The sequence below is a fragment of the Pseudomonas oryzihabitans genome (assembly GCF_007665395.1).
In the GTDB taxonomy this organism is placed as follows: Bacteria; Pseudomonadota; Gammaproteobacteria; order Pseudomonadales; family Pseudomonadaceae; genus Chryseomonas; species Chryseomonas psychrotolerans_C.
In genome coordinates this window covers 1-25,242 of sequence record NZ_VDND01000013.1, presented here as the reverse complement: position 1 = coordinate 25,242, position 25,242 = coordinate 1, and the positions used below count along the sequence as shown (strand labels likewise).

The 25,242-nt window shown below is 67.5% G+C and carries 22 protein-coding genes; 9 read left to right on the top strand and 13 right to left on the bottom strand.

Features of this window, described 5'->3' with window-relative positions:
- Nucleotides 1–36: 36 nt before the first annotated feature.
- The 5 genes from gltP to FSV73_RS21620 all read right to left on the bottom strand — a co-directional run bounded on the left by gltP (nucleotide 37) and on the right by FSV73_RS21620 (nucleotide 5,762).
- Nucleotides 37–1,386 carry a glutamate/aspartate:proton symporter GltP gene (gene gltP / locus FSV73_RS21640; RefSeq protein ID WP_145011320.1) on the bottom strand — a complete coding sequence of 450 codons (1,350 nt, stop codon included), beginning with the start codon at nucleotides 1,384–1,386 and terminating at the stop codon, nucleotides 37–39.
- A gap of 312 nt (nucleotides 1,387–1,698) precedes the next feature.
- A complete protein-coding gene (locus tag FSV73_RS21635; protein WP_145011317.1) occupies nucleotides 1,699–2,529 on the bottom strand; it encodes an aldo/keto reductase in 831 nt (276 codons plus the stop codon).
- A 65-nt stretch (nucleotides 2,530–2,594) separates the two neighbouring features.
- Nucleotides 2,595–2,957: a hypothetical protein gene (locus FSV73_RS21630; protein WP_260856140.1), complete on the bottom strand. Its 363-nt coding sequence runs from the start codon at nucleotides 2,955–2,957 to the stop codon at nucleotides 2,595–2,597.
- 145 nt (nucleotides 2,958–3,102) lie between these two features.
- Nucleotides 3,103–4,302, bottom strand: coding sequence for a formaldehyde dehydrogenase, glutathione-independent (gene fdhA / locus FSV73_RS21625; RefSeq protein WP_145011316.1), 1,200 nt, complete (start codon nucleotides 4,300–4,302; stop codon nucleotides 3,103–3,105).
- Nucleotides 4,303–4,448: 146 nt separating this feature from the next.
- Nucleotides 4,449–5,762, bottom strand: a complete 1,314-nt coding sequence (locus FSV73_RS21620; RefSeq protein ID WP_145011314.1) for an MFS transporter — start codon at nucleotides 5,760–5,762, stop codon at nucleotides 4,449–4,451.
- Nucleotides 5,763–6,247: 485 nt separating this feature from the next.
- On the opposite strand from FSV73_RS21620, the gene FSV73_RS21615 reads away from it, so the two are divergent.
- Complete coding sequence (locus FSV73_RS21615; RefSeq protein ID WP_140221365.1) at nucleotides 6,248–6,649, top strand: acyl-CoA thioesterase; 402 nt, start codon at nucleotides 6,248–6,250, stop codon at nucleotides 6,647–6,649.
- A gap of 33 nt (nucleotides 6,650–6,682) precedes the next feature.
- Here FSV73_RS21615 and FSV73_RS21610 read toward each other — a convergent pair whose 3' ends face one another.
- Complete coding sequence (locus FSV73_RS21610) at nucleotides 6,683–7,891, bottom strand: aldose 1-epimerase family protein (protein ID WP_186309310.1); 1,209 nt, start codon at nucleotides 7,889–7,891, stop codon at nucleotides 6,683–6,685.
- Nucleotides 7,892–8,124: 233 nt separating this feature from the next.
- Here FSV73_RS21610 and FSV73_RS21605 point away from each other — a divergent pair, with 233 nt between their 5' ends.
- Entirely contained in the window at nucleotides 8,125–8,565 is a 441-nt protein-coding gene (locus FSV73_RS21605; protein WP_145011312.1) for a hypothetical protein, read from the top strand.
- Nucleotides 8,566–8,610: 45 nt separating this feature from the next.
- Here the strand turns inward: FSV73_RS21605 and FSV73_RS21600 are convergent, their stop codons facing one another.
- The 7 genes from FSV73_RS21600 to FSV73_RS21565 form a co-directional block, all read right to left on the bottom strand.
- Nucleotides 8,611–10,011 carry a sugar porter family MFS transporter gene (locus FSV73_RS21600; RefSeq protein WP_145011310.1) on the bottom strand — a complete coding sequence of 467 codons (1,401 nt, stop codon included), beginning with the start codon at nucleotides 10,009–10,011 and terminating at the stop codon, nucleotides 8,611–8,613.
- Nucleotides 10,012–10,121: 110 nt separating this feature from the next.
- Entirely contained in the window at nucleotides 10,122–11,174 is a 1,053-nt protein-coding gene (locus FSV73_RS21595) for an SMP-30/gluconolactonase/LRE family protein (RefSeq protein WP_145011308.1), read from the bottom strand.
- Nucleotides 11,175–11,254: 80 nt separating this feature from the next.
- A complete protein-coding gene (locus tag FSV73_RS21590) occupies nucleotides 11,255–12,577 on the bottom strand; it encodes an MFS transporter (RefSeq protein WP_145011306.1) in 1,323 nt (440 codons plus the stop codon).
- 586 nt (nucleotides 12,578–13,163) lie between these two features.
- On the bottom strand, nucleotides 13,164–14,312 hold the full coding sequence (gene dgoD, locus FSV73_RS21580; protein ID WP_145011302.1) for a galactonate dehydratase: 1,149 nt from the start codon (nucleotides 14,310–14,312) through the stop codon (nucleotides 13,164–13,166).
- Between the two features lie 109 nt (nucleotides 14,313–14,421).
- Nucleotides 14,422–15,042, bottom strand: a complete 621-nt coding sequence (locus FSV73_RS21575; protein ID WP_145011300.1) for a 2-dehydro-3-deoxy-6-phosphogalactonate aldolase — start codon at nucleotides 15,040–15,042, stop codon at nucleotides 14,422–14,424.
- Nucleotides 15,035–15,988, bottom strand: a complete 954-nt coding sequence (locus FSV73_RS21570; RefSeq protein ID WP_145011298.1) for a 2-dehydro-3-deoxygalactonokinase — start codon at nucleotides 15,986–15,988, stop codon at nucleotides 15,035–15,037. The genes FSV73_RS21575 and FSV73_RS21570 overlap by 8 nt, the downstream gene beginning before the upstream one ends.
- Entirely contained in the window at nucleotides 15,985–16,779 is a 795-nt protein-coding gene (locus FSV73_RS21565; RefSeq protein ID WP_145011296.1) for an IclR family transcriptional regulator, read from the bottom strand. The genes FSV73_RS21570 and FSV73_RS21565 overlap by 4 nt, the downstream gene beginning before the upstream one ends.
- A gap of 161 nt (nucleotides 16,780–16,940) precedes the next feature.
- Here FSV73_RS21565 and phoB point away from each other — a divergent pair, with 161 nt between their 5' ends.
- From phoB to FSV73_RS21530, 7 genes are all read left to right on the top strand, one after another.
- On the top strand, nucleotides 16,941–17,630 hold the full coding sequence (phoB, locus tag FSV73_RS21560) for a phosphate regulon transcriptional regulator PhoB (RefSeq protein WP_145011294.1): 690 nt from the start codon (nucleotides 16,941–16,943) through the stop codon (nucleotides 17,628–17,630).
- A 20-nt stretch (nucleotides 17,631–17,650) separates the two neighbouring features.
- Nucleotides 17,651–18,964, top strand: a complete 1,314-nt coding sequence (gene phoR / locus FSV73_RS21555) for a phosphate regulon sensor histidine kinase PhoR (RefSeq protein ID WP_145011290.1) — start codon at nucleotides 17,651–17,653, stop codon at nucleotides 18,962–18,964.
- A gap of 55 nt (nucleotides 18,965–19,019) precedes the next feature.
- On the top strand, nucleotides 19,020–20,762 hold the full coding sequence (locus FSV73_RS21550; protein WP_145011286.1) for a sensor histidine kinase: 1,743 nt from the start codon (nucleotides 19,020–19,022) through the stop codon (nucleotides 20,760–20,762).
- 65 nt (nucleotides 20,763–20,827) lie between these two features.
- Entirely contained in the window at nucleotides 20,828–22,153 is a 1,326-nt protein-coding gene (locus tag FSV73_RS21545; protein ID WP_145011283.1) for a sigma-54-dependent transcriptional regulator, read from the top strand.
- A gap of 170 nt (nucleotides 22,154–22,323) precedes the next feature.
- Nucleotides 22,324–23,631 carry an MFS transporter gene (locus tag FSV73_RS21540; protein ID WP_145011280.1) on the top strand — a complete coding sequence of 436 codons (1,308 nt, stop codon included), beginning with the start codon at nucleotides 22,324–22,326 and terminating at the stop codon, nucleotides 23,629–23,631.
- A 175-nt stretch (nucleotides 23,632–23,806) separates the two neighbouring features.
- A complete protein-coding gene (locus FSV73_RS21535) occupies nucleotides 23,807–24,115 on the top strand; it encodes a hypothetical protein (protein ID WP_145011277.1) in 309 nt (102 codons plus the stop codon).
- A gap of 897 nt (nucleotides 24,116–25,012) precedes the next feature.
- The gene (locus FSV73_RS21530) at nucleotides 25,013–25,186 is read left to right on the top strand and encodes a DUF559 domain-containing protein (RefSeq protein ID WP_437179303.1); all 174 of its coding nucleotides are present in this window, start codon (nucleotides 25,013–25,015) and stop codon (nucleotides 25,184–25,186) included.
- Nucleotides 25,187–25,242: the final 56 nt, after the last annotated feature.

Here is a 25,242-nt window from a genome sequence, read left to right as displayed (position 1 = left end):
GCACAAGGCCGGGCTCCTTGTCACTAAGTACCGGTCTCAGTCGCGCAGCGCATCACCGCGAGTCGCCTGCGGGCGTTCCTCGACCTTGGCGGTGCTCTTCAGGTGCGGCAGGGCCACCCAGTAGGCGGCGCCCTTCTCGGCGTCATAGAGGCCTTCCCACTTGGCGATCACCAGCGCGGCCAGGGCGTTGCCGATCACGTTCAGGGCGGTGCGCGCCATGTCCATGATGCGGTCCACGCCGGCGATGAAGGCCAGGCCTTCGAGCGGGATGCCGACGCTGCCGAGGGTGGCCAAGAGCACCACGAAGGAAACGCCCGGTACCCCGGCGATGCCCTTGGAGGTGACCATCAGGGTCAGCACCAGCAGCAGCTGCTGGCTCAGCGACAGGTCGATGCCATAGAGCTGGGCGATGAACAGCGCCGCGATGCTCTGGTAGAGGGTGGAGCCGTCGAGGTTGAAGGAGTAGCCGGTGGGTACCACGAAGCTGGTGATGGCTTTGGGCGCGCCGTAGGCCTCCATCTTCTCGATGATGCGCGGCAGCACGGTTTCCGAGCTGGCGGTGGAATAGGCCAGGATCAGCTCGTCCTTGAGGATGCGGATGATGCGCAGGATCGAGAAGCCGAACAGCTTGGCCACCAGGCCCAGCACGCCGAGGGCGAAGAAGCCGATGGCGACGTAGACCAGCACCACCAGCTTGGCCAGCGGCAGCAGGGAGGCGAAGCCGAAGTTGGCCACGGTCACCGCGATCAGGGCGAAGACGCCGATGGGGGCGTAGTTCATGATCATGTGGGTGACCTTGAACATGGCCTCGGAGATGCCCTGGAAGACCCGCACCACCGGCTCGCGGGTGGCTTCCGGCAGGGCGCCCAGGCCCAGGCCGAACATCACCGCGAAGAAGATGATCGGCAGCATCTCGCCGCGGGCCACCGCGGCGAAGACGTTGGACGGGATCAGGTTGAGGATCGTCGCGATGAAGGCATGGTCGTGCTGCACCTCCGCCGTGGTCTTCTGGTACTGGGAGATGTCGGTGGTACCCAGGGTGCTCAGGTCGATACCGGCACCGGGCTGCACGCTGTCGGCGAAGAACAGGCCGACGACGATGGCCAGGGTGGTGACGATCTCGAAGTAGAGGATGGTCTTGAGCCCGATGCGGCCCAGCTTCTTGGAGTCGCCGACACCGGCGATGCCGACCACCAGGGTGGCGATGACGATGGGCACCACGATCATCTTGATCAGCCGGATGAAGATGTCACCGGCCGGCTTGAGAACGTTCGAGATCCACCAGGCCTTCTCGGCGCTGAAGTGGTTGAGCAGTGCGCCGACGGCGATCCCCAGCACGAGGCCGATGAGGATCTGCCACGCGAGGCTGAGCTTGGGCTTGGTCATGTACCGACACCTTTGTTCTAGTTGGCTTGAGTTCGGGACGAACGTCACCGTGCCGGCTCGTGATGCGCGAAGCGCATGCGACGCCAGCTGAGGGGTGTTCGTTCAGGCTGCGGAAACGGCGCTCGAAAAGGACGAGGAGCACCAAAGCGCTACACTTTTGCCAGAGCGTAACCAGGCGTGTCTAATGCCGCTGTCGCCTGCCCTATGCCGATCCGGCATGAGGCGCCCCGAAAGGGCCGCGCAGCATACAGGCACTGGCGCCTTGCGCGCCAGGCATACAGAGGCGCCGCTCATCGCGGCGCCCCGGGAACGTCAGCCGTTGAAGGTTGCGGGATCCGGACCCAGCCGCTTGTCCTGGTTCAGCCCGGCGATCTGGCGCAGATCCTCGTCATCCAGGGCGAAGTCGAAGATCTGCATGTTCTCCTCGATGCGCTTGGGCGTCTTGGACTTGGGGAAGATGATGTTGCCGAGCTGGATGTGCCAGCGCAGCACCACCTGGGCCGGCGTCTTGCCGTGCTTGGTCGCCAGTTGCTGCAGCAGCGGGCTGCCGAGCAGTTCGCCGCCCTGGGCCAGGGGGCTCCAGGCTTCGGTGGCGATACCCTTGTAGGTGTTGAAGTCGCGCAGCTCCTGCTGCTGCAACAGCGGATGGCACTCGATCTGGTTGACCACCGGCACCACGCCGGTCTCGGTGAGCAGGGTCTCGATATCGGCCTGGCGGAAATTGGACACACCGATGGACTTCACCCGGCCCTGGTTGCGCAATTCGATCAGCGCCTTCCAGCTGTCGAGGAACAGGCCCTTTTCCGGCAGCGGCCAGTGGATCAGGTAGAGGTCGACGTATTCCAGCCCCAGCTTGGCCAGGCTGGCGTCGAAGGCGCGCAGGGCACTGTCGTAGCCCTGGTCGGCATTCCACAGCTTGGTGGTGACGAACAGCTCGTCGCGCGGCAGGCCGGCCTGGGCGATGGCCTTGCCGACGCCCTCCTCGTTACCGTAGATGGCGGCGGTATCTATATGCCGATAGCCCAGGTCGAGCGCGGCCTTGACCACCTGGGCGGTCTCCTCGGCGGGGGTTTGCCAGACACCGAGACCGAATTGCGGAATGTGGTGGCCGTCGTTGAGCTGAAGACGGGTGATGGCGGACATGCGTCGCTCCTCTGGAAGGAAAGGGATCAGAGGTGTGACTGGCGACGGTGGCCTTTTGCTCCCGATTAATCGAGGCGCATGGCGTCGGGCACGCCGTAGCTTTCCACCCAGCCCAGCACGGTACGACCGTCCTGCTGCAGCTCGACGCGCTTCCAGCGCTGGAAGGAACGGGTCTCGATCACCCGCACCTGGGTATCGCCGGAGAGGCGGACCAGGGTATTGCGGGCGCGCTCGCGGCTGCGGTCGTAGACGAAGGGCCACTTGAGCACATCGACCGGACCTTGCAGCAACCAGCCCTGCCCTTCTTCGGCGAAGCGGAAGGATACCCCGCCTTCGGCACGGGCGGCGGTGCTGCCCAGCAGCAACAGCAAGGCCACGAGCAGCGAGGGAGCGATACGGCGGATGGTGGAAAGGACATTCGGGGTCATGTTGGCCTCGTTTGTGGCACCGGGAAAAACAGCGCCCAGGGCGGACGCTGCCGAGGTAGACCCCTTGGTGCGGCAAACGACTGCACGGCTTACCCGGGAAATGCCAAATGGCCAGCATTCCCGGGCAAAATCCTTAGTGCAATAGCTAGGCCGCGCTGAACAGCCGGTGCGGGTCGATGACGAATTTCTTCGGTACGCCCGAATCGAATTCGCTGTAGCCGCGCGGCGCCTCGTCCAGGGTGATCACCTGGACGCCGACGATGTCGGCGATCTTGATGCGATCCCACATGATCGCCTGCATCAGCTGGCGGTTGTACTTCATCACCGGGGTCTGGCCGGTGTGGAAGCTGTGGGACTTGGCCCAGCCCAGGCCGAAGCGGATGCTCAGGGCGCCCTGCTTGGCGGCGGCGTCCACCGCACCCGGATCGTCGGTGACATAGAGGCCGGGGATGCCGATCTTGCCAGCCACCCGCACGATGCCCATCAACGAATTCAGCACCGTGGCCGGGGCCTCGCTCTTGGCGCCCTCGTGACCATGGCCACGGGCCTCGAAGCCCACGGCGTCGACGGCGCAATCCACCTCAGGGGTACCCAGCAGGGCCGCGATCTGCTCGTGCAGCGGGGTGTCCTGGGACAGGTCGGCGATCTCGAAGCCCTGGGCCTTGGCATGGGCCAGGCGGATCGGATTGACGTCGCCGACGATGACCACGGCGGCCCCCAGTAGGCGGGCCGAGGCGGCGGCGGCCAGACCGACCGGACCGGCACCGGCGACGTAGACGCTGGTGCCGGGGCCGACGCCGGCGGTGACCGCGCCGTGGTAGCCGGTGGGCAGGATGTCGGACAGGCAGGTCAGGTCGCGGATCTTCTCCATGGCCGCGTCCCGGTTCGGCAGCTTCAGCAGGTTGAAGTCGGCATAGGGGACCAGCACGTACTCGGCCTGGCCACCGACCCAGCCGCCCATGTCGACATAGCCGTAGGCACCGCCGGCGCGGGAGGGGTTCACCGTCAGGCAGACGCCGGTGTCCTGCTCCTTGCAGGTACGGCAGCGGCCGCAGGCGACATTGAAGGGCACCGAGACCAGGTCGCCGACCTTGAGGGTCTCGACGTCGCGACCCGCCTCGATCACCTCGCCGGTGATCTCGTGGCCGAGCACCAGGCCCTCGGGCGCGGTGGTCCGGCCGCGCACCATGTGCTGGTCGGACCCACAGATGTTGGTGGAGACCACGCGCAGGATCACGCCATGGTCGATCCGCTTGCCTTGCGGGGTTTCCATCTTGGGATAGGGGATGGTCTGGACCTCGACCTTGCCCGCACCCAGGTAGACGACGCCACGATTGCCGGACATGTTGCACCTCGCTGTTATTGTTGGACTGGCGCTTCGAGCCTAGTCCGCGCGAGGCGAGACGTCTGTGGGGATGGCGTTTTTGGCGATGTCGAGGTCGCCTGGCGGGAACGTCCACGCCGCCACGGCCGGCGGCGTGGACGGCGCGATCAGGCAGTGGCCAGGGTGGCGGCGCGGCGCTCGCGGCCGAGCAGGTAGAAACCGATGCCGACCCCCAGCAGGGCCAGCCCCATGACGTACCAGGCCGGGCCCAGCGGATGCTGCTTGAGCATCAGGGTGACGACCATGGGCGTCAGGCCGCCGAAGATGGCGTAGGCGACGTTGTAGGAGAACGACAACCCCGAGAAGCGCACCTTGGGCGGAAAGGCCAGCACCATCACCCGTGGCACGCCGCCGATCACGCCGACCGCGCCGCCCGCCAGGGCATAGAGTGGGAACAGCCAGTCCGGATGGGTCTTCAGGCCGGCGTACAGCGCCCAGCTGGCCACGGCCAGGAGCAGCCCGCCGACGATGAACACCGGGCCGCTGCCGAAGCGATCGGACAGCGCACCGGAGAGGATGCAGCCGAGGGTCAGGAAGACGATGGCCAGGCTGTTGGCCTTGAGCGCCAGGGCCGCGGAGAAGCCGTACTGGGTCTGCAGCAGGGTCGGGGTCATGAGGATGACCACCACGATGCCGGCGGTGAGCATCCAGGTCAGCAGCATGGACAGCACCACGCTGCCGGCGTGATCGCGCAGCACGGCCTTGAGCGGGATCTCCTCGGCCAGCGACTTGTGGATCGCCAGTTCGGCGAACACCGGCGTCTCGTGCAACCAGCGGCGCAGGTAGACCGAGAACAGGCCGAAGACACCGCCCACCAGGAAGGGCAGGCGCCAGGCGTAGTCGGCCACTTCCAGCGGGGTGAAGACGCTGTTGATCAGGGTCGCCATCAGCGAGCCGAGCAGGATGCCGAAGGTCAGGCCGGCGGTGAGGGTGCCGCAGGCATAGCCGACGTGCTTGCCGGGGACGTGCTCGGAGACGAATACCCAGGCCCCGGGTACCTCGCCGCCGATGGCGGCGCCCTGGATGATGCGCAGCACCAGCAGCAGGATGGGCGCGGCCACGCCGATCTGGGCGTAGGTGGGCATCAGGCCCATGCCCAGGGTCGGCAGCGCCATCATGAAGATGCTCAGGGTGAACATCTTCTTGCGGCCGAGCAGGTCGCCGAAGTGGGCCATGACGATGCCGCCCAGCGGGCGCGCCAGGTAGCCGGCGGCGAAGATGCCGAAGGTCTGCATCTGCCGCAGCCAGTCGGGCATGTCGACGGGAAAGAACAGCTTCCCCACCACCGCGGCGAAGAAGACGAAGATGACGAAGTCGTAGAACTCCAGCGCGCCACCCAGGGCGGACAGCGACAGGGTCTTGTAGTCGTTGCGGCCCAGCGGACGCGACGTGAGGGGCGCGGAAGCGGATTGCAGTTTCATCGGAGGTCCCGGACATGAAAGGAGAAGCGCAAAGGAAATTCGGCCTCTGGCATCCCTCCGGGTGTAGCGGACAAGACGCGGCCCCGAGTGACGTTCCGCCTGGGGCGGCTGGGCGAGGATGGGCGGGTCGCCGGATGGGCGCCGGACCTGCACCGCGCCACCGAAGCCCTTGTGGAGCGCGGCGGCAACAGGTCTACCGATCGTTACCTGATCATCGGACGTGCACGGCCCTCTGGATCGCCTGGCCGTGCGCGGGCTCCACCTTAGCAAATCTGCAAGAAATTTCCGCTATTCATTCAGGACTCATTCAGGGCTCATCCGACGAGCTATGACCCCTTCCCGTGGGTGCGAAAGCGGTCGAGCCGCCCTGCCCCAGGGGTTATACTGTAGCCCCCTAACGATCCGTCCTGTCGGGATTGGCAGCATTCTTGCGTGTAGATGCTGAACGTTACCTAGCTATCCGGGCTCCCGAGGGCCCTGTCATGATCGAAGAGCTCGAACAAGAAGATCCCATCCCCCAGGGCGACCTGGCCATGCAGATCACCGCCCTGCCCCGCGAGACCAACGGCTTCGGCGATATCTATGGCGGCTGGCTGGTCGCCCAGATGGACCTGGCGGGCAGCGCCATGGCCAGTCGCCTGGCCGCTGGCCGCGTGGCGACCGTGGCCATCGACCGCATGACCTTCATGACCCCGGTGCCCGTGGGCGCACAGCTCTCCTTCTACACCAACACCCTGGAAATCGGCCGCAGCTCCATCCAGATCCTCATCGAGGTCTGGAGCGACGATCCGCTGTCCAGCGAATGGCGCAAGGTCACCGAGGCGGTGTTCGTCTTCGTCGCCATAGACGGCAGCGGTCGCACCCGTCCGGTGCCGGCGCGTCGCTAGGGCGCACCCCGCTAGGCGCACCTCGCCTGGCGACTAGGGCGCGCGCACCAGCGGCGTGTCCCTTACCTGGGTCGGGCGGCCATGGCGGATGCCCTCCACCTGGTCCAGGGCCTGCCTGACCTCGGCGGCGGTGGCCAGCAGCCGGTAGTCGAGGGTGAAGTCGCGCGTGCCGCCCGCCTCGATCCTCGGCACCAGCCCCAGCGCCCGCTGCTGGCTGCGGTTGTAGGAGAAGCTGGTGCCCGGTTCCAGGCCGGTGACATAGCCCTGGGCCTTGGCGTCGGTGTTCTTCCACAGGGTGAAGACCGGCAATTCCCGCACGTTGAAGGCCAGCGCCACGCCCTGGTGGGCGCTGCGATCGTGCAGCACCGCCAGGCTGCGCCCCTGGTCGTCGCCCCAGGGATAGAGGTTGTAGAGCGTCTCGCCATAGCCCGGCATGGGCGCGCGATAGGTCTGCCACTCGCCCAGCTCCTGGCGTGCCCGCGCATCGAAGGGTGACACCTCCCGCACCGGCGCGGCGAAGCGGGCGCCTTCGCCGAGCAGCGGCGGACCGAAGTTGCTGTGATAGAGCACCTGGTATTCGGCGGCGTGCGCCCCCTGGTTGGTCAGGCGGTCGTGCAGGGTGAAGCCGGTGGCCCCGGCGTAGGTGACCAGTTCGGTGTCGATGCGAAAGTTGGCCTGCTTGAAGGCTTCCTCGTGCAGCACGCCCTTGAGGCTGATGCGGTGCGGTGGCTGCTCGTCGATGGTCAGCACCACCGGGCTCGCCGGCAGGGCGCTGGCCCGACCGTGCAGGGTGAGCAGTTGCCCGCGATCCATGCCCGGCTGGCCGACCCACTCGAAGCCGGCGCGGGCCACCAGCTCGTTGAACCCCTCCAGCCAGCCCAGGCCGCCACGGCTTTCCAGGTTGACGAAGGCCGGATTGACCACCTCGCGCACCGGCGAATCCCAGCCCAGCCGCAGGGTGCCGGCCTGGGCCCGGAGGACGTTCATGCCCCGGGTGGCGACCACGGTGAGTTGCAGGGGACCGGTATCGATCTCGATCAGCACCGAGCCCTCCTGGCGGCCGCCGCTCAGGCGATGCACCCCGACGCTGAAGGCCAGGCCATCGCGCAGGCCCAGCCGATCGCTGCTGATGCTCCAGTTCTGCACCGGCTTGTCGGGGGCGATGAGGGTGTATTCCCAGGCCGGGGCGCCGGTACTGACCGCGAGCAGGAGACAGCCGGACAGCAGACGAGCGTGGATCATGGAGTCCCCTTGGCGCGACGATCGCCTTGAGTCTAGACCAGCGTGCGCCAGGTTGCAGACCCCGTACCAGCCTTCGCCAAGGAGGCTGAGACCCGGCTTTCCGGTATAGGTTTGTTCAGCGAAATCAAAGGAATGGGTAAAGACAACCTTTACCATTCAAACGACCGTTCGGTACTTGCCAGGGCAGCGATTTTTGCCGAGGATCGGCTCGTCTCTACCACGGAGTGGACTCCATGAAACCTTCAGCCCTGTTCTTGTTGCTTGCCCTGGCGGGCGTTGCCCCGGCGTATGCGGGCAATACCGAAGCCGGACTCGGCGGCGCCGTGGGTGGCGTACTCGGTACCCTGGTCGGCCAGCAGGTCGGCGGCAGCACCGGTGCGGCCATCGGTGCCGGCGTGGGTGGCGCAGCAGGAGGAGTACTGGGCGCTGACCGGCGCAATCGGACCGAGGCCGCCATCGGCGGTGGCCTGGGCGCGGCGGGCGGCAACGTGATCGGCAATCGAGTCGGTGGCAGCACCGGTGGCCTGGTCGGCGCGGCCCTGGGTGGCGGTGCCGGCGGCGCGCTGGGCAACAGCCTGGGCGACAACGGCCGCGACGATCGCCGCTATCGCGACCACCATCCCGGCAAGGGCTGGAAGCACGCCAAGCACAGACACAGGCACTGGGATCGGTAATGAAAAACGCCCGGCAATGCCGGGCGTTTTCGTTTGCAGCCGCGCTTACTGACCGAGGTCACGCAGGCGCTTGCCCTGCATCAGGTTGCGCTCGATGCGCTCCAGGGTGACGCCCTTGGTCTCGGGTACCAGCAGGAATACCAGGAAGATGAACAGTACGTTCAGCCCGGCGTAGATCCAGAAGGTGGTGCCCTGGCCCAGGGTCCCCAGCATGGTCAGGAAGGTGGCGCCGACGATCATGTTGGCGATCCAGTTGGTGAAGGTGGAGCAGCCGATGCCGAAGTCGCGGCCCTTGAGCGGCTGGACTTCCGAACACAGGGTCCAGATCAGCGGACCGGCCGACATGGCGAAGCCGACGATGAAGATCAGCAGCATGACCACGGTGAAGGTCTGCTGGCCATGGCTCAGGTTGCCGGCGCCCAGCATGCTGCCGACCACGCCCAGGCCCACGGCCATGACCACGAAGCCGGTATAGAGGATGGGTTTGCGGCCCCACTTGTCGACCAGGAAGATGGCGATGAAGGTGGCCAGCACGTTGGTCAGTCCGACCGCGGCGGTGAACCACATCTGGGCGGCGGTATCGTAGCCCATGCCCTCGAAGATGCGCGGCGCGTAGTACATCACCACGTTCATGCCGGTGAACTGCTGCACCACCTGCAGCAGCACGCCCAGGCCTACCGAGCGGCGGAAGTTGGGGTTTTCCTTGAACAGCGACCAGCCCTTCTGCGGCACCTTGAGCTGCTCTTCGATCTCCGCGACTTCCTGCTGGATGACCTTCTCGTCACCGCGCAGCTTGTGCAGGACCCTGAGGGCCTCCTCCTTGCGACCGGCCATGATCAGCCAGCGCGGACTGTCGGGCAGGGCGAAGACACCGATGAGGAACAGCACCCCGGGGATGGCGATGATGCCGAGCATCCAGCGCCAGGCCTCGTGGTAGCTGAAGGCGGTGTTGGACAGGAAGGCGATCAGGATGCCGGCGGTGATCATCAGCTGGTACAGCGAGATCATCGAGCCGCGGATGTTTTCCGGGGCGACCTCGGCCAGGTACAGCGGCGCGGTGAAGGAGGCGATGCCGATGGCCAGGCCGAGCAGGAAGCGAGCGAAGATCAGCATGGTCGGCGAGGTGGCCAGGCCGCACAGCACCGAGCCGACGACGAAGAGCACGGCGCCCAGCATCAGCGACTTCTTGCGGCCCAGCTTGGCCGACAGCGAACCCGCGCCCAGGGCGCCCAGGGCGGCCCCGGCCATCATGCTGGAGACGATCCATTCGATCACCTGGTCGGAGATCTGGAATTCCTGCTGGATGAATTTGGTGGCGCCGGAGATGACGCCGATGTCGAGGCCGAACATCAGACCGGCCAGGGCGGCCATCAGGCAGGCGAAGATCGCCTTGGGTTGGGCCTTTTCGGTGACGTGACCGTCGGCGGTGGTAGTGGTATTGCTCATGACAGAGGCTCCTCGCTCGCCTTGTGGGCGATCTTGTTGTCGCGGGTCGTTCCGTATCCGCTTGTTACAGACCCGTCGAGCGACCCTTTCGTTCGGCTGCCGGGAGCCCCTTACCAGAGGCGCGCCGGTTGGGCGTTGACATAGGTGGCATAGAGCGAACCGCCGCCGGTGATGAACAGCCGGTTGCGCTTGAGCCCGCCGAATTCGATGTTGGAGACGGTTTCCGGCAGGTGCAGGGTGGCCAGCGGCTGGCCGCTCGGATTGAACACCCGCACGCTGTTCTGCTCGGCCGAACCGGCCCAGCTGCACCAGAGGTTGCCGTCGCTGTCGACGCGGAAGCCGTCGATCACGCCCTGGTCCTTGGCGTCGATCAACACCTCGCCGCCGCCCAGGGTGCCGTCGTCCTTCAGGTTGAACGCCCGCACGTGATTGGGCTTGCCGGGGTTGCCGCCGCCGGCGGTGTCGCTGATGTAGAGGCGCTTGCCGTCAGGGGCGAAGGCCAGGCCGTTGGGCCGGCCGAAGTCCCCCACCGCCACCGTGGCCTTGCCCTGGGGGTCGATGCGATAGACGTTGGTGGGCAGTTCGAACTCGGCCTTGTGGCCCTCGTAGGCGCCGAGGATGCCGTAGCCCGGATCGGTGAACCAGATGGCGCCGTCGGCACCGACCACCACGTCGTTGGGCGCGTTCAGCGGCTTGCCGTCGAAGCGGTCGAGCAGCACCGTGACGCTGCCGTCGAGCTCGCGGCGGGTGACGCGGCGGGTATCGTGTTCGCAGCTGAGCAAGCGGCCCTCGCGGTCGCGGGTGTGGCCGTTGGCATTGTGCGACTGGTCGTCGTAGACACTGACGTGGCCGTCGTCGGCGCTCCAGCGCATCACCCGGGCGTTGGGGATGTCGCTGAACAGCAGGCAGCGCCAGTCGGCCATCCACACCGGGCCCTCGGTCCACAGACCGCCGGACCACAGCCGTTCGACGAAGGCATTGCCCAGCCGGCCCTTGAACGCCTGGTCGTGGATCTCCCAGGCGGGATCGGGCATGACGATGGGCGGCTTGCCCTCCCAGTTGCGGGTGAGGCCGAACTTGTCATCGGCCAGGGCGCGGCTGGCGACCAGACCGGCCGAGGCGGCCAGGGAAACACCGAGGAAGGTGCGACGGGCGAGAGGCATGGAGAGACTCCTTTGTTGTCGTTATGAGCGCGGCAAGGCCGGTGGCAGAGCGTCGCAGAGGGGCGCTCCTTTAGTCGCCCTTATTCGGGCAGACGTTCCACCTTGCCCACCACCAGGCCGTAGCACAGCGCGCCGATCAGCGCGGTCACGCCGATGAAGGCGATGGCCGGGGCGAAGCTGCCGTCCTTGACCAGGAAGCCGATGACGATGGGCACGCAGATGGCCGAGAGGTTGCCGATGAAGTTGAACATCCCGCCGGTGAGGCCGATCAGCCGCTCCGGGGCCATGGCCGAGACCATCGACCAGGTGATGGAGGCCAGGCCGTTGCCGAAGAAGGCCAGCGCCAGGCAGGCGATGATCAGCGCGGGCGAGTCGACGAAGTTGGCGCCGACGATGCTGGTGGAGATCAAGAGGCCACCGATGATGGGCAGCTTGCGCGCCAGGCCCACGGAAGCGCCGCGGCGGATCAGCCAGTCCGACAGCAGGCCCGAGCAGATCACCCCGAGGAAGGCGGCCAGGAAGGGCAGCGAGGCGAGGAAGCCGGCCTTGATGAAGTCCAGGCCGCGGTACTTCACCAGGTAGGTGGGGAACCAGGTCAGGAAGAACCAGAGGGTGGAATTGAGGCAGAACTGGCCGATGTAGATGCCCCACAGCTTGCGCTTGTTGAGCACGCTCCAGAGGTCGCGCCACTGGAAGGCGGCGCGACTGCGATTCTTCTGCTCCAGGTCGACCAGGCCACCGCCCTGCTGGATCAACTCGACCTCGGCGGCGTTGGCGCCGCGGAAATCCTTGGGCTCGCGATAGACCAGGTACCAGATGGCCGCCCAGAGGATGCCGACGCCGCCGGTGACGACGAAGACCATGTGCCAGCCGAAGGTCTGCTGCAGGTAGATCAGCACCGGGGTGAGAAAGGCCAGGCCGACGAATTGGCCGGAGGTGTAGAAGCCGATGGCGGTGGCCCGCTCGCGCTCGGGGAACCAGGTGGTGACCACCCGGTTGTTGATCGGATAGGCCGGCGCCTCCAGGGCGCCCACGGCCAGGCGCAGGACGATCAGGCCGATGAAGCTGCCGACGAAACCCAGGCCGATGGTGGCCAGCGACCAGAGCGCGATGGCCACCGGATAGAGGACGCGCGGGGCCACCTTGTCCACCAGCCAGCCGCCGGGGATCTGCATGGCGGCGTAGGTCCAGCCGAAGGCGGAGAGGATCAGGCCCATGTGCACCGGCTCGATGCCCAGGTCCTGGGCCAGGTGCGGGGCGGCGATAGAGAGGTTGCTGCGGTCGAGGTAGTTGATCACCACGGTGAAGAACAGCAGCGCCATGATGAAGAAGCGCGCCCGACTGGGCTTGGCCAGGGCCGGCGCGGCGGTGGCCGCGGCGGCGGCGTGGGTGGGGATTGGCATGGCTCGGGTCCTGTAATTGACGTTGTGGCGAGCGTTGTTGGGGGTTGGGTCAGGGTGTGGCGGCGGCCCTCACCCTGGCCCTCTCCCAGAGGGAGAGGGGATGGTCAGTGCGGGGGTCGAGCCCCGCGCTCCTGCTCTTGCCCCCTCTCCCCCTGGGAGAGGGTTGGGGTGAGGGGGCAGCGGTACACCTGCCGCCACTTTCCCTCACCCTGGCCCTCTCCCAGAGGGAGAGAGGATGATCAGTGCGGTAGCCGAATCCCGCGCTCCTGCTCTTGCCCCCTCTCCCCTCGGGAGAGGATTGGGGTGAGGGGGCAGCGGTACACCTGCCGCCACTTTCCCTCACCCTGGCCCTCTCCCAGAGGGAGAGGGGATGATCAGTGCGGTAGTCGAACCCCGCGCTCCGGCTCTTGCCCCCTCTCCCCCTGGGAGAGGGTTGGGGTGAGGGGGCAGCGGTACACCTGTCGCCACTTTCCCTCACCCTGGCCCTCTCCCAGAGGGAGAGGAGATGATCAGTGCGGTAGTCGAACCCCGCGCTCCTGCTCTTGCCCCCTCTCCCTCCGGGAGAGGGTTGGGGTGAGGGCGTCTCTCACCACTCGGCGAAACTGCCATCCTTGTGGCGCCACACCGGGTTGCGCCAGCGATGGCCGATGGCGGCGCGTTCCTTGACGAACTCCTCGTTGACCTCGACGCCCAGCCCCGGTCCCTGGGGGATCTTCACGTGGCCGTCGCCGTAGTCGAACACCTCGGGATTCTTGATGTAGTCGAGCAGGTCGTTGCCCTGGTTGTAGTGGATGCCCAGGCTCTGTTCCTGGATGAAGGCGTTGTAGCAGTTGGCGTCCAGCTGCAGGTTGACCGCCAGGGCGATGGGGCCGAGCGGGCAATGCAGGGCGATGGCGACGTCATAGGCCTCGGCCATGTTGGCGATCTTGCGCGTCTCGGTGATGCCGCCGGCGTGGGAGGGATCGGGCTGCAGGATGTCGACGTAGCCTTCCTGGAGGATGCGCTTGAAATCCCAGCGCGAGTACAGCCGCTCGCCGAGGGCGATGGGCGTGTTGCTCATCAGGGCGATTTCCTTGAGCGCCTCGTGGTGCTCGCTGAGCACCGGCTCCTCGATGAACATCAGGCGGAACTGCTCCAGTTCCTTGACCAGCACCTTGGCCATGGGCTTGTGTACCCGGCCGTGGAAGTCCACGCCGATGCCGAAGTGCGGTCCGCAGGCGTCGCGGATGGCGGCGACGTTGGCGATCACCTGGTCGACCTTGTCGTAGGTGTCGACGAACTGCATCTCTTCGCTGGCGTTCATCTTGATCGCGGTGAAGCCCTTGGCCTGGCGCTCCAGGGCCTGGGCCGCGGTCTCGGCCGGGCGGTCGCCGCCGATCCAGGAATAGACGCGGATGCTCTCACGCACCTGGCCGCCGAGCAGCTCGTGCACCGGTACGCCCAGGGCCTTGCCCTTGATGTCCCACAGCGCCTGGTCGATGCCGGCCAGGGCGCTCATGTGGATGCCGCCGCCGCGATAGAAGCCGCCGCGGTAGAGCACCGTCCAGTGGTCCTCGATGTTGCGCGGGTCCTTGCCGATCAGGTAGTCGGCCAGTTCCTCGACCGCCGCCGCGACGCTGTGGGCGCGGCCTTCCAGCACGGGTTCGCCCCAGCCGTGGATGCCCTCGTCGGTCTCGATCTTGAGGAAGCACCAGCGCGGCGGGACGACGTAGGTGGTGAGTTTGGTGATCTTCATGGTGTGGAGTCTCGACGGTAATTATTGGAATCGAGGGGATTGGGCAAATCGCGGTCATGGACCGCTCCTACGGATACCCATGTAGGAGCGGCCCATGGCCGCGATTGAATTAGGAAACGGACCGCCACCCTGCCGCGAAGGCCTGGGCATTGGCGCTCACCTGGGCGGCGCTCAGGCCCGGCTTGTACAGCGCCGAGCCGAGGCCGAAGCCGTTGGCGCCGGCGGCCACGAAGGGCCCCATGTTGTCCGGGGTGATGCCGCCCACCGGCAAGAGCGCCAGTTCCTTGGGAAAGACCGCGCGCCAGGCCTTGACCACCGCCGGGCCGAGTTGCTCGGCGGGGAACAGCTTGAGGCTGTCGGCCCCGGCGTCGAGGGCGGCGAAGCCTTCCGAGGGAGTGGCCACGCCGGGGGCGCTGACCAGGCCGGCGGCCTTGCTGGCGCGGATCACCGCCAGGTTGGCGTTGGGCGAGACGATCAGCCGGCCCCCAGCGGCGTCCACCTCGGCCACCTGGGCCTCGGTGAGCACGGTGCCGGCACCGATCAGGCAGTCTTCGCCCAGCTCGGCGGTGAGCCGGCGGATGCTCTCGCAGGGCTGCGGCGAGTTGAGCGGGATCTCGATGACGCGAAAGCCGGCGTCATACAGGGCGCGGCCGACCGCGACGATCTCGTCCGGGGTAACGCCGCGCAGGATGGCGATCAGCGGCAGGTCCTTGAGGTAGGTATCAAGCATGGGAGCCTCCAGAGGTGGGGAGCAGGCCGGCGGCCTGGGCCAGGCGCCAGAGCCCGGCCCGGGTGGCCTGCTCCAGCAGGCGAACCTGGTGGATATCGAATAGCGCCAGGGCATCGCGATAGCGCTGGCAGAGCGCCGCGTCGCCGATCAGCACCAGGGGTGGGCAGGGCTTGCCCGCCAGGGCGGCGACCTGGCTGCGTAGCTCTTCGCCGATCAGCAGGCCGGAAAGGTAGTCGAGGCTGTGCGCCGCGCCCAGCTCGCCGGCCAGCACCCGGCTGCGGGCGGTGAAGAGCCGGCCGAACAGGCCCTCGGCACCGGCGTCGCGCGCCGTGGTGAGACCCAGGCGGAAGGCCTCGGCACTGGCTTCGGCACCGGCGTCGGCCGCGGGCCGGCCGAGGATGGAATGCTCGCGCAGCACGGCGAACAGTTCGCCGGTCATGTAGGTGGCGAAGTCGGTGAGGCGACCGTCGCGCACCCGCACCCATTTGCTGTGGGTACCGGGCAAGACCAGCAGGGCCTCGGCAGCCAGGTCCGGTTCCAGTTCGAGGGCGCCGAACACCTGGGTTTCCTCGCCGCGCAGGACGTTGGGCAAGGCGCCGCGCTGCATCACCCCGGGCACAAGATGGAGTTCGCCGCAGCCCGTGTCCAGCCGCAGCAGGCCGGCGGCCAGGCTGTGGACGTCGGCCGGGCAGTCGGCATAGGGCACCTCGCGCCAGCCACCACGGCTACCGACCATGCCGCAGGCGATGGCGGGCAGGTCGGGGTGGGCCGCCCGCCAGTCGCCCACCAGGGTGCGATAGGCTGCGGCGAAGTCGCCGTCGGGCACGTGCATGATGCCCCAGGGCCGGCTGCGGGTGTCCAGCACGGCGCCCTGGGCGTCGAGCAGCTGGGCCCGCAGGGACGAGGTGCCCCAGTCGAGGCCGATGAGGTGCGGGGTGGCGGTCATGCAGGACTCCAGCCGAGTTCGCGGGAAATGGCCCGGGCGCAGGCACTGACCTCGGGCTGCAAGTCGTGCAGCCGCGCCTCGGGCATGTAGGGGATGGCACTGGCCACGCTGAGGGCGGCGACGATGGCGCCGTCGGCGCCGCGGATGGGCGCGGCCACGCAGCGGATGCCCAGTTCGTTCTCTTCCAGGTCGAGGGCGTAGCCGTCGCTGGCGTACTGGCGCAGCCTCGCCCGGTAGTCCGCCCAGGGCAGGAAGTCCTCGCGCAGGCCGGGCTGCCCGGCGCGGCGCGCCAGGCCTTCGCCGTAGAGGCCCTCCCACTCGGCCTCGGCGAGATCCAGCATCAGCGCCTTGCCGACCCCGGTCAGCGCCAGCGGCATGCGCAGGCCGACGCGGGATCTCATCTCCAGGCCGCGGCTGCCAGGCAGCTTGTCGAGATAGAGGACGTCACCGCCCTCGCGCACGCCGAGGTGCACGGTGTCGCCACAGTGCTGGGCCAGGCGTTGCAGATGGGGCCGGGCCACGCCGGTCAGCGGCAGCTGCTCGCGGGCCTGGTAGCCGAGGGCGATGAGGTGGCTGCCGAGGATCAGCCGCCCGCCGTCGCTGCGCAGATAGCCGGCCTGGGTCAGGGCGGCGACCAGGCGGTGGGTGGTGCTGCGGGTGCAACCGATGGCGGCGCCGACCTGGGCCAGGCTGTCGGCCCCGGCGGCCACGGCTTCGAGTACCGCCAGGCCACGGAACAGTGCCTGGGCCCCGCTGGGCGCTTCGCCCTTGTTGGAATTGTGGTCGTTCATAGTGCCTTCACTCTAGGAGCCTCGCCGGAAAATCTCAATATGTGACACACAATCCCATATTGTGGGATTTACGTTAGATATGACAGCCTTGTCACATAGCTGCAATATTGGCGCTATCTAATGCACGGCACATTGCAAGGACTCGAGAGGCAGAGCGCTCCATGACGGGTAAATCCATCCTGATCGTCGACGACGAGGCCCCCATTCGCGAGATGATCGCCGTGGCCTTGGAAATGGCTGGCTATGAATGCCTGGAGGCGGACAACAGCAAGGACGCCCACGCCCTGATCGTCGACCGCAAGCCCGATCTCATCCTGCTCGACTGGATGCTGCCGGGCACCTCCGGCCTGGAGCTGGCCCGCCGGCTCAAGCGCGACGAGCTGACCGACGCCATCCCCATCATCATGCTCACGGCCAAGGGCGACGAGGACAACAAGGTCCAGGGCCTGGAGACCGGCGCCGACGACTACATCACCAAGCCCTTCTCGCCCCGCGAGCTGGTGGCGCGGCTCAAGGCCGTGCTGCGCCGTACCGGGCACCTGGAGAACGACGGGCCGCTGGAGGTCAATGGCCTGATCCTGGATCCGATCAGCCACCGGGTGACCATCGACGGCTCCCCCGCCGAGATGGGCCCCACCGAGTACCGCCTGCTGCAGTTCTTCATGACCCACCAGGAGCGGGCCTATACCCGCGGCCAGTTGCTCGACCAGGTCTGGGGTGGCAACGTCTACGTGGAGGAACGTACCGTGGACGTGCACATCCGCCGCCTGCGCAAGGCCCTCGGCGAGACCTACGAGAACCTGGTACAGACGGTGCGCGGCACCGGGTATCGCTTTTCCACCAAACTCTGATCGCGCAGGCCACCGCCGCCGTGAACATCAACTGGCGCTCCCGTCTGGCCACCCAACTGGCGACCGTGGTCGCCGGCTGTGCCCTGGCCGGCTGGCCCTTCGGCCATGTCGGCCTGGCGGTGGCCCTGGGACTGGCGGTCTACCTGGCGGTCACCCTGAGGCACCTGCTGCGCCTGCATGCCTGGCTGCTGGACGAAGCGCCCGGCGCGCCCCCGGAAGCCGAGGGCCTGTGGGGCGACGTGCTGGATCGCCTCTACCGCCGCCAGCGCAACGAACAGCGCCAGCGCGAAGAGTTGCTCGCCGTGATCGGCCGGGCCCAGGCCTCCACCGAGGCCCTGCGCGACGCCATCATCCTGGTGGATCGCCACGGCAACCTGGAGTGGTGGAACCGCGCCGCGGAGACCTTGCTGGGCCTGCGCCAGCCACAGGATCTCGGCCAGCCGATCACCAACCTGGTCCGCCATCCGCGCTTCGCCGACTACTTCGTCGGCGGCGACTACGGCGAACCCCTGGAACTGGCCTCGCCGCTCAACGACGACCAGTACCTGCACATCCTGGTCACCCGTTTCGGCGAGGGCGATCGGCTGCTGCTGGTGCGCGACGTGACCCGCGTCCATCAGCTGGAACAGATGCGCAAGGATTTCGTCGCCAACGTCTCCCATGAGTTGCGCACGCCGCTGACGGTGATCACCGGCTACCTGGAAACCCTGCTCGATAACGCCGAACACGCCACCCCGCGCTGGCGCCGGGCGCTGGGGCAGATGCAGCAGCAGGCCGGACGCATGCAGCACACCATCGACGACCTGCTGCTGCTGGCGCGCCTGGAAGCCACCGACTATCCCGCCGACAACCGTCCGGTGGCCCTGGCCCCGCTGCTCGGCTCCATCCTGCAGGACGGCCGGGCGCTGTCCGGCGTGGTCGGCCATCGCCTGAGCCTGGACTGCGAACCGGGCCTGGCATTGCTGGGCAGCGAGACCGAACTGCGCAGCTGCTTTTCCAACCTGGTGTTCAACGCGGTCAAGTACAGCCCCGAGGGCGGCGAGGTGCGGGTACGCGCCTGGCAGAACACCACGGGCGCCCACGTCGCAGTGCAGGACACCGGGCCCGGCATCGACGCCCGCCACCTGCCGCGCCTCACCGAGCGCTTCTATCGCCTCGATGCCAGCCGGGCGTCCAGCACGGGCGGTACCGGGCTGGGCCTGGCCATCGTCAAGCACGTGCTGATCCGCCACCGTGGCGCGCTGGACATCCACAGCGTGGTCGGCGAAGGCAGCTGCTTCACCTGCCACTTCCAGCCCGAGCAGATCGCCCAGGCCGCCGCCATCTCGGCGTGAGCCGGCGGCCAAGGGTCGTGCTATCGTCCGGCCACCCCCGCCACGGTGCCCCTCGATGCCCCCTGCCCTGCGCCTGCTGCCGGTGCTGTTGCTCGCCCTGCTCGGCGGCCTGCTGGTCAGCGGCCTGGCCTGGCAACGCGCCGAACGGGCGGCCCTGGCCGAAGCCAGCCTGCTCGGCCAGGAACAACTGCGCCTGCACGCCAGCGGCCTGCAGACCCTGATCGACCGCTTCCGCGCCCTGCCGGCGGTCCTGGCGCAGGACCCCGAGCTGATCGCCGCCCTCAGCACGCCACCTACGGCGGCGGCCACCGAGCGGCTCAATCTCAAGCTGGAGAGGCTCAATGCCGCGGCCCAATCCTCGACGCTGGAGGTGCTGGATCGTACCGGCCTGGCCATAGGGGCCAGCAACTGGCGCCTGCCCACCAGCTACGTCGGCCACAACTACGGCTTTCGTCCCTATTTCCGCGAGACCCTGGCGGGCGGCAGCGGACGCTTCTATGCCGTCGGCGTCACCACCGGCATCCCTGGCTACTTCCTCTCCCACGCGGTGCTGGATGGCGCCGGGCGCTTCCTCGGCGCGGTAGTGGTCAAGCTGGAATTCCCCGCCATCGAGGCGCGTTGGGGCGAACACCCCGAGGTGCTGCTGCTCAGCGACGCCCGCGGCGTGGTGTTCGCCGCCAACCGACCCGACTGGCGCTACCGCCTGCTGCGCGAGCTGAGCCCTGCCGAACGCACCGAGCTGGCCACCACCCGGCAGTACGACCGGCGCACCCTGCAGCCGCTGGCCCACCGTGCACGCCTGGCCCTGGGCGAGCAGCGCCAGGTCGCCCGGATCGCAGCGCCGGAAAGTACCGAAGACTACCTCTGGGACAGCCTGCCGCTGCCCAGCGAAGGCTGGACCCTGCACCTGCTCAGGCCCACCGCGGAGTTGCCGGGCAGCAGCCTGGGCGCCGCCCTGGCCGCCGGCTGCGCCTGGTTGCTGCTGGTCTGCGCGGCCTTGCTGCTGGTCCAGCGGCGGCGCCTGCAGCGCCTGCGCCAGCGCAGTCGACTGGAGCTGGAGCAGCTGGTGGAAGCCCGCACCGCGGAACTCCGCACCGCCCAGGATGGCCTGGTGCAGGCCGCCAAGCTGGCCGCCCTGGGGCAGATGTCGGCGGCCCTGGTACACGAACTCAACCAGCCGCTCACCGCCCAGCGCATGCACCTGGCCAGCCTGCGGCTGCTGCTGGATCACGGCCGGCTGGACGAGGCGCGTGCCGCCCTGGAGCGCCTCGATGGCCTGCTGACCCGCATGAGCGGCCTCACCGCCCACCTCAAGACCTATGCGCGCAAGACCCCGGCCGGTCTGCGCGAGCGGGTCGACCTGGCCCGGGTGGTGGACCAGGCGCTGGAATTGCTGGAGGCGCGCCGCGCCGAGGTGGGTGCCGAGCTGGTCCTCGACCTGCCGCGGCCGGCGTGGCTGCTGGGTGATCCCATCCGCCTGGAGCAGGTGCTGGTGAACCTGCTGCGCAACGCGCTGGACGCGGTGGCCGGGCGGCCGACGCCGCGGGTCAGGGTGCATTTGCGGCTGGAGGGCGGCAGCTGGCAGCTGGAGGTGGCCGACAACGGCGGTGGCATCGCCGCCGAGCACCTGGCCCAGGTGTTCGATCCCTTCTTCACCACCAAGCCGGTCGGCGAGGGCCTCGGACTGGGGCTGGCGGTGTCCTCGGCCATCGTCCAGGCCCAGGGCGGCCACCTGGAGGCGGACAATGGCACAGAGGGCGCGGTGTTCCGGCTCCGTTTGCCGGCCGCCCCCGATTGAAGCCTCGACCCCCCGGCACCGATCGGGCAAGGTAGCGGCGCACCGGCCGCGAGAGGACGCCTCCCATGCAAGCCCAGGTCTATCTGGTCGACGACGAAGCCAGCATCCGCGAGGCGGTATGCCAGTGGCTGGAGTTGTCCGGGCATCAAGTGCGGCTGTTCGCCCGCGCCGAGGACTGCCTGGCGGCGGTGACGCCGGACTTCGCCGGGGTGGTGGTCAGTGACGTGCGCATGCCCGGCATGGACGGCCTGGCCCTGCTGGAGCACCTGCAGGCGCTGGATCGCGACCTGCCGGTGATCCTGCTCACCGCCCATGGCGACGTCGCCCTGGCGGTGACCGCCATGCGCCAGGGCGCCTACGACTTCCTGGAAAAACCCTTCAGCCCCGAGGCACTGCTGGGCGATCTCGGGCGGGCCCTGGAGAAACGCCGGCTGGTCCTGGAAAACCGCCAGCTGCATCGCCGGGTCGACGACCAGAGCACCCTCGCCCGTCGGCTGCTGGGGGTCTCCCCCGGCATCGTCCGGCTGCGCCAGCAGATCCTCGACCTGGCGCCCACGCCGGTGAACGTCCTGCTGCGCGGCGAGACCGGCAGCGGCAAGGAACTGGTCGCCCGCTGCCTGCACGACTTCGGCCCGCGCGCCGGCCAGGCCTTCGTCGCGCTCAATTGCGCGGCCATTCCCGAGCAGCTGTTCGAAAGCGAATTGTTCGGCCACGAGAGCGGCGCCTTCACCGGCGCCCAGGGCAAGCGCATCGGCAAGCTGGAATACGCCAACGGCGGCACCCTGTTCCTGGACGAGATCGAGAGCATGCCCCTGGCGCAGCAGGTCAAGCTGTTGCGGGTGCTGCAGGAGCAGCGCCTGGAGCGCCTGGGCTCCAACCAGAGCATCGCCCTGGACCTGCGCATCGTCGCCGCCACCAAGCCGGATCTGCTCGAAGAAGCCCGCGCCGGGCGCTTTCGCGAGGACCTGGCCTATCGCCTCAATGTCGCCGAGCTGCAGCTGCCGCCGCTGCGGGCGCGGCGCGAGGACATCCCGCTGCTGTTCGATCACTTCCTCGCCGCCGCCGGTGCCCGCCTGGGTCGCCCGGTCACGCCGCCCAGTGCAGCGCGGCTGGCGCAGTTGCTCGGCCACGGCTGGCCGGGCAACGTGCGCGAACTCGCCAACGCCGCCGAACGCGAGGCGCTCGGCCTGGGCGCACCGCCCACCGCCACCGGCAGCGCCCTGGCCGACCAGTTGGAAGCCTTCGAGGCCCAGTGCCTGCGCGCCGCCCTGGCCCGCCATGGCGGCGAGATCAAGGCGGTGATGGACGAGCTGCAGCTGCCGCGACGCACCCTCAACGAGAAGATGCAGCGCCACGGCCTGGTGCGCGCCGACTTTCGCGACGACGACTGAGTCGCCATCGGCGGAAATCCGCTCATTGCCAGACGGCTTTCGGCGATCTTTCGCCCATCCTCCACGGCAAAACCCAGTCAAGACGCGGCATCGCGACCTGGCACGCTCCCTGCTACGACCCTTGTCGACGCCCCGAGCGCCCTAATAACAACGACAAGAGGAACACCCCTGTGGATAGCACCGCTACCCTCGCGGCCGGCCAGACCGCGCCCAAGACCACCTCGCAGCGCATCAAGTCCATCTTCAGCGGTTCCGTCGGCAACCTGGTCGAATGGTACGACTGGTACGTCTACGCCGCCTTCTCCCTGTACTTCGCCAAGGCCTTCTTCCCCAAGGGCGACCAGACCGCCCAGCTGCTCAACGTCGCCGCCATCTTCGCCGTGGGTTTTCTCATGCGCCCCATCGGCGGCTGGTTGATGGGGCTCTATGCCGACAAGGCCGGCCGCAAGGCCGCGCTGATGGTCTCGGTGATCATGATGTGCGCCGGCTCCCTGATCATCGCCCTCACCCCCAGCTACACCACCATCGGCGTCGCCGCGCCCATCATGCTGGTGCTCGCGCGGCTGCTGCAGGGGCTGTCCGTAGGCGGTGAATACGGCACCTCCGCCACCTACCTTAGCGAGATGGCGACCAAGGAAAGCCGCGGTTTCTATTCCAGCTTCCAGTACGTCACCCTGATCTCCGGGCAGTTGCTGGCCCTGGCCACCCTGATCGTGCTGCAGCAGGCGCTGAGCGTCGAGCAGCTGGAGAGCTGGGGCTGGCGCATTCCCTTCGTGATCGGCGCCGCCTGCGCGGTGACCGCGCTCTACCTGCGGCGCGGCATGGAGGAGACCAGCTCCTTCAAGAAGGCCGAGAAGCCCAAGGAATCCCTGATGCGCACCCTGGCGCGGCATCCCAAGGAGTTCTTCACCGTGGTCGGCCTGACCATGGGTGGCACCCTGGCCTTCTACACCTACACCACCTACATGCAGAAGTACCTGGTCAACTCGGTGGGCATGAGCAAGACCGACGCCACCTCCATCTCGGCGGCGACGCTGTTCCTCTTCATGCTGCTGCAACCCATCGTCGGCGCGATCTCCGACCGCATCGGCCGGCGCCCAGTGCTGATCGCCTTCGGTGTCCTGGGCACCCTGTTCACCTATCCGATCCTCTCCGAGCTGGGTAGCGTCACCACCTGGTGGGGCGCCTTCTGGCTGATCATGGCGGCACTGGTGATCGTCAGCTTCTACACCTCGATCAACGCCGTGGTGAAGGCCGAGTTGTTCCCCACCGAGATCCGCGCCCTCGGCGTCGGCCTGCCCTATGCCCTGACCGTCTCCATCTTCGGCGGCACCGCCGAGTACCTGGCCCTGTGGTTCAAGAGCATCGGCATGGAGAGCGGCTACTACTGGTACGTGACCGGCTGCATCGCCTGCTCGCTGCTGGTGTACGTCTTCATGAAGGACACCCGCGATCACTCGCGCATCGTGCACGAATAACCACCCGTCCCCCGCTGCGGGCCTCTCGGTCATTAGATTTGGCCGTCCGGCCCGCCCCTCTTTGCCTGGGCTTTTCGGCGCGCCATCGTAGTGTCACCGGCAGCGCTCACAACGGTCATTTCGCTGGCCGCTGTGGCGAGTTCGCCCCCTCCTCTCAAGCCCCGGTTACACACTCATGGAAATCGACTACGGTCCCAGCTACGCCAAACTGGGTATCCAGTTTCAATACCAGTGGAGCACCCTGCTGCGCGATGCCCTGAAGAAACACGGCATCACCGACGCCCAGGCCAAGGCCATCTGCGGTGACTTCGCCTTCGATCTCTCCAAGCTCATCGACGAAGCCGAAATCAAGGCCGACGGCCTCTCCTATCGCCCGGTGATCGCCTTCACCGAGGACGAGGAAACCCTGCTGGTACAGTCCGCCGAATTCGACTACCACGAAGCGGCCTACGCCACCGCCGCGGCGGCGTTCGAGAAGACGTAAGACGCGCAGGGCCCTGCACGCACCCTCACCCCAACCCTCTCCCCCGGGGAGAGGGGGCGGTCTGGAGCGGGGCCGGGCTCTCCTCCAGCTCTGGGCCTCAGCGTTGTTTCAGGGTTACTGCGATAGCGATTCTGCAAGGCCATCTGCGGCGGTTTCACCTCCTACCCCTCCACTCTTATCGGCTAGGCCGCAATCCAGGCGGATGGGCCGTGCTATCGCGCGGTTCTCGTCTCTGCCGAGGATGGGAAACCCTGCTGGTGCGTTACGCCGGGTTCGACTAGCACGAAGCGGCCTACGCTACTGTGGCGGCGGCGTTCGGGAAGACATAAGCCGCGCCGGGGCCATGGGTTTGCCCTCACCCCAACCCTCTCCCAGAGGGAGAGGGGGCTGTCTGGAGCGGAGCGGGCTTCTCCGCCAGAGCTAAGCTTCGCAGGTGTTTTCGGAGTTGCCGCGATAGCAACTTTGGCCGTCTCGCTGTCTTTCAGGGTCAGCTACTACACAGCTCCTTTTCGCTCCTTATGGCCCCTCTCCCACCGGGAGAGGGTTGGGGTAAGGGCCGCGTTGGCACCTACGCCATAGCCTCGCAAACCGCGCGTACTTCAAAGCCTTGGGCGATACTCCCAAAATACCTCTTACTCCATACCGCCCCCTCTCCCTCTGGGAGAGGGCTGGGGTGAGGGTAACCCCAACGCCACAGCCCTTTCAGTCCTTAGCTATTTCCCTCTCAGCAAGCCAAGACTGAAACCCGCAAAACCCTCGCGCCAGAGCTATCGCCAAGTCCAAACCCCCAGGCGATACTCCACAGCATCAGCCCATTCCATACCGCCCCCTCTCCCTCCGGGAGAGGGCTGGGGTGAGGGCAAACGCAACACCAAAATACAAAGGGAAAGGACTCCCATGCCCCTCATCACACACGCCCGCGCCTTGCGTCGCGGGCAGACGGATGCCGAACGCCTGCTCTGGCATCACCTGCGCGGTAACCGTCTGCAAGGCTTCAAATTCCGCCGTCAGCACCCCCATGGCCGCTACATCCTGGACTTCGTCTGCCTGGAAGCACGCCTAGTTGTGTAAACCCAGTACGTTGTTCAGTGGCAACGGAGCCCGACTGATGGGCGGTTTGTAGTTGA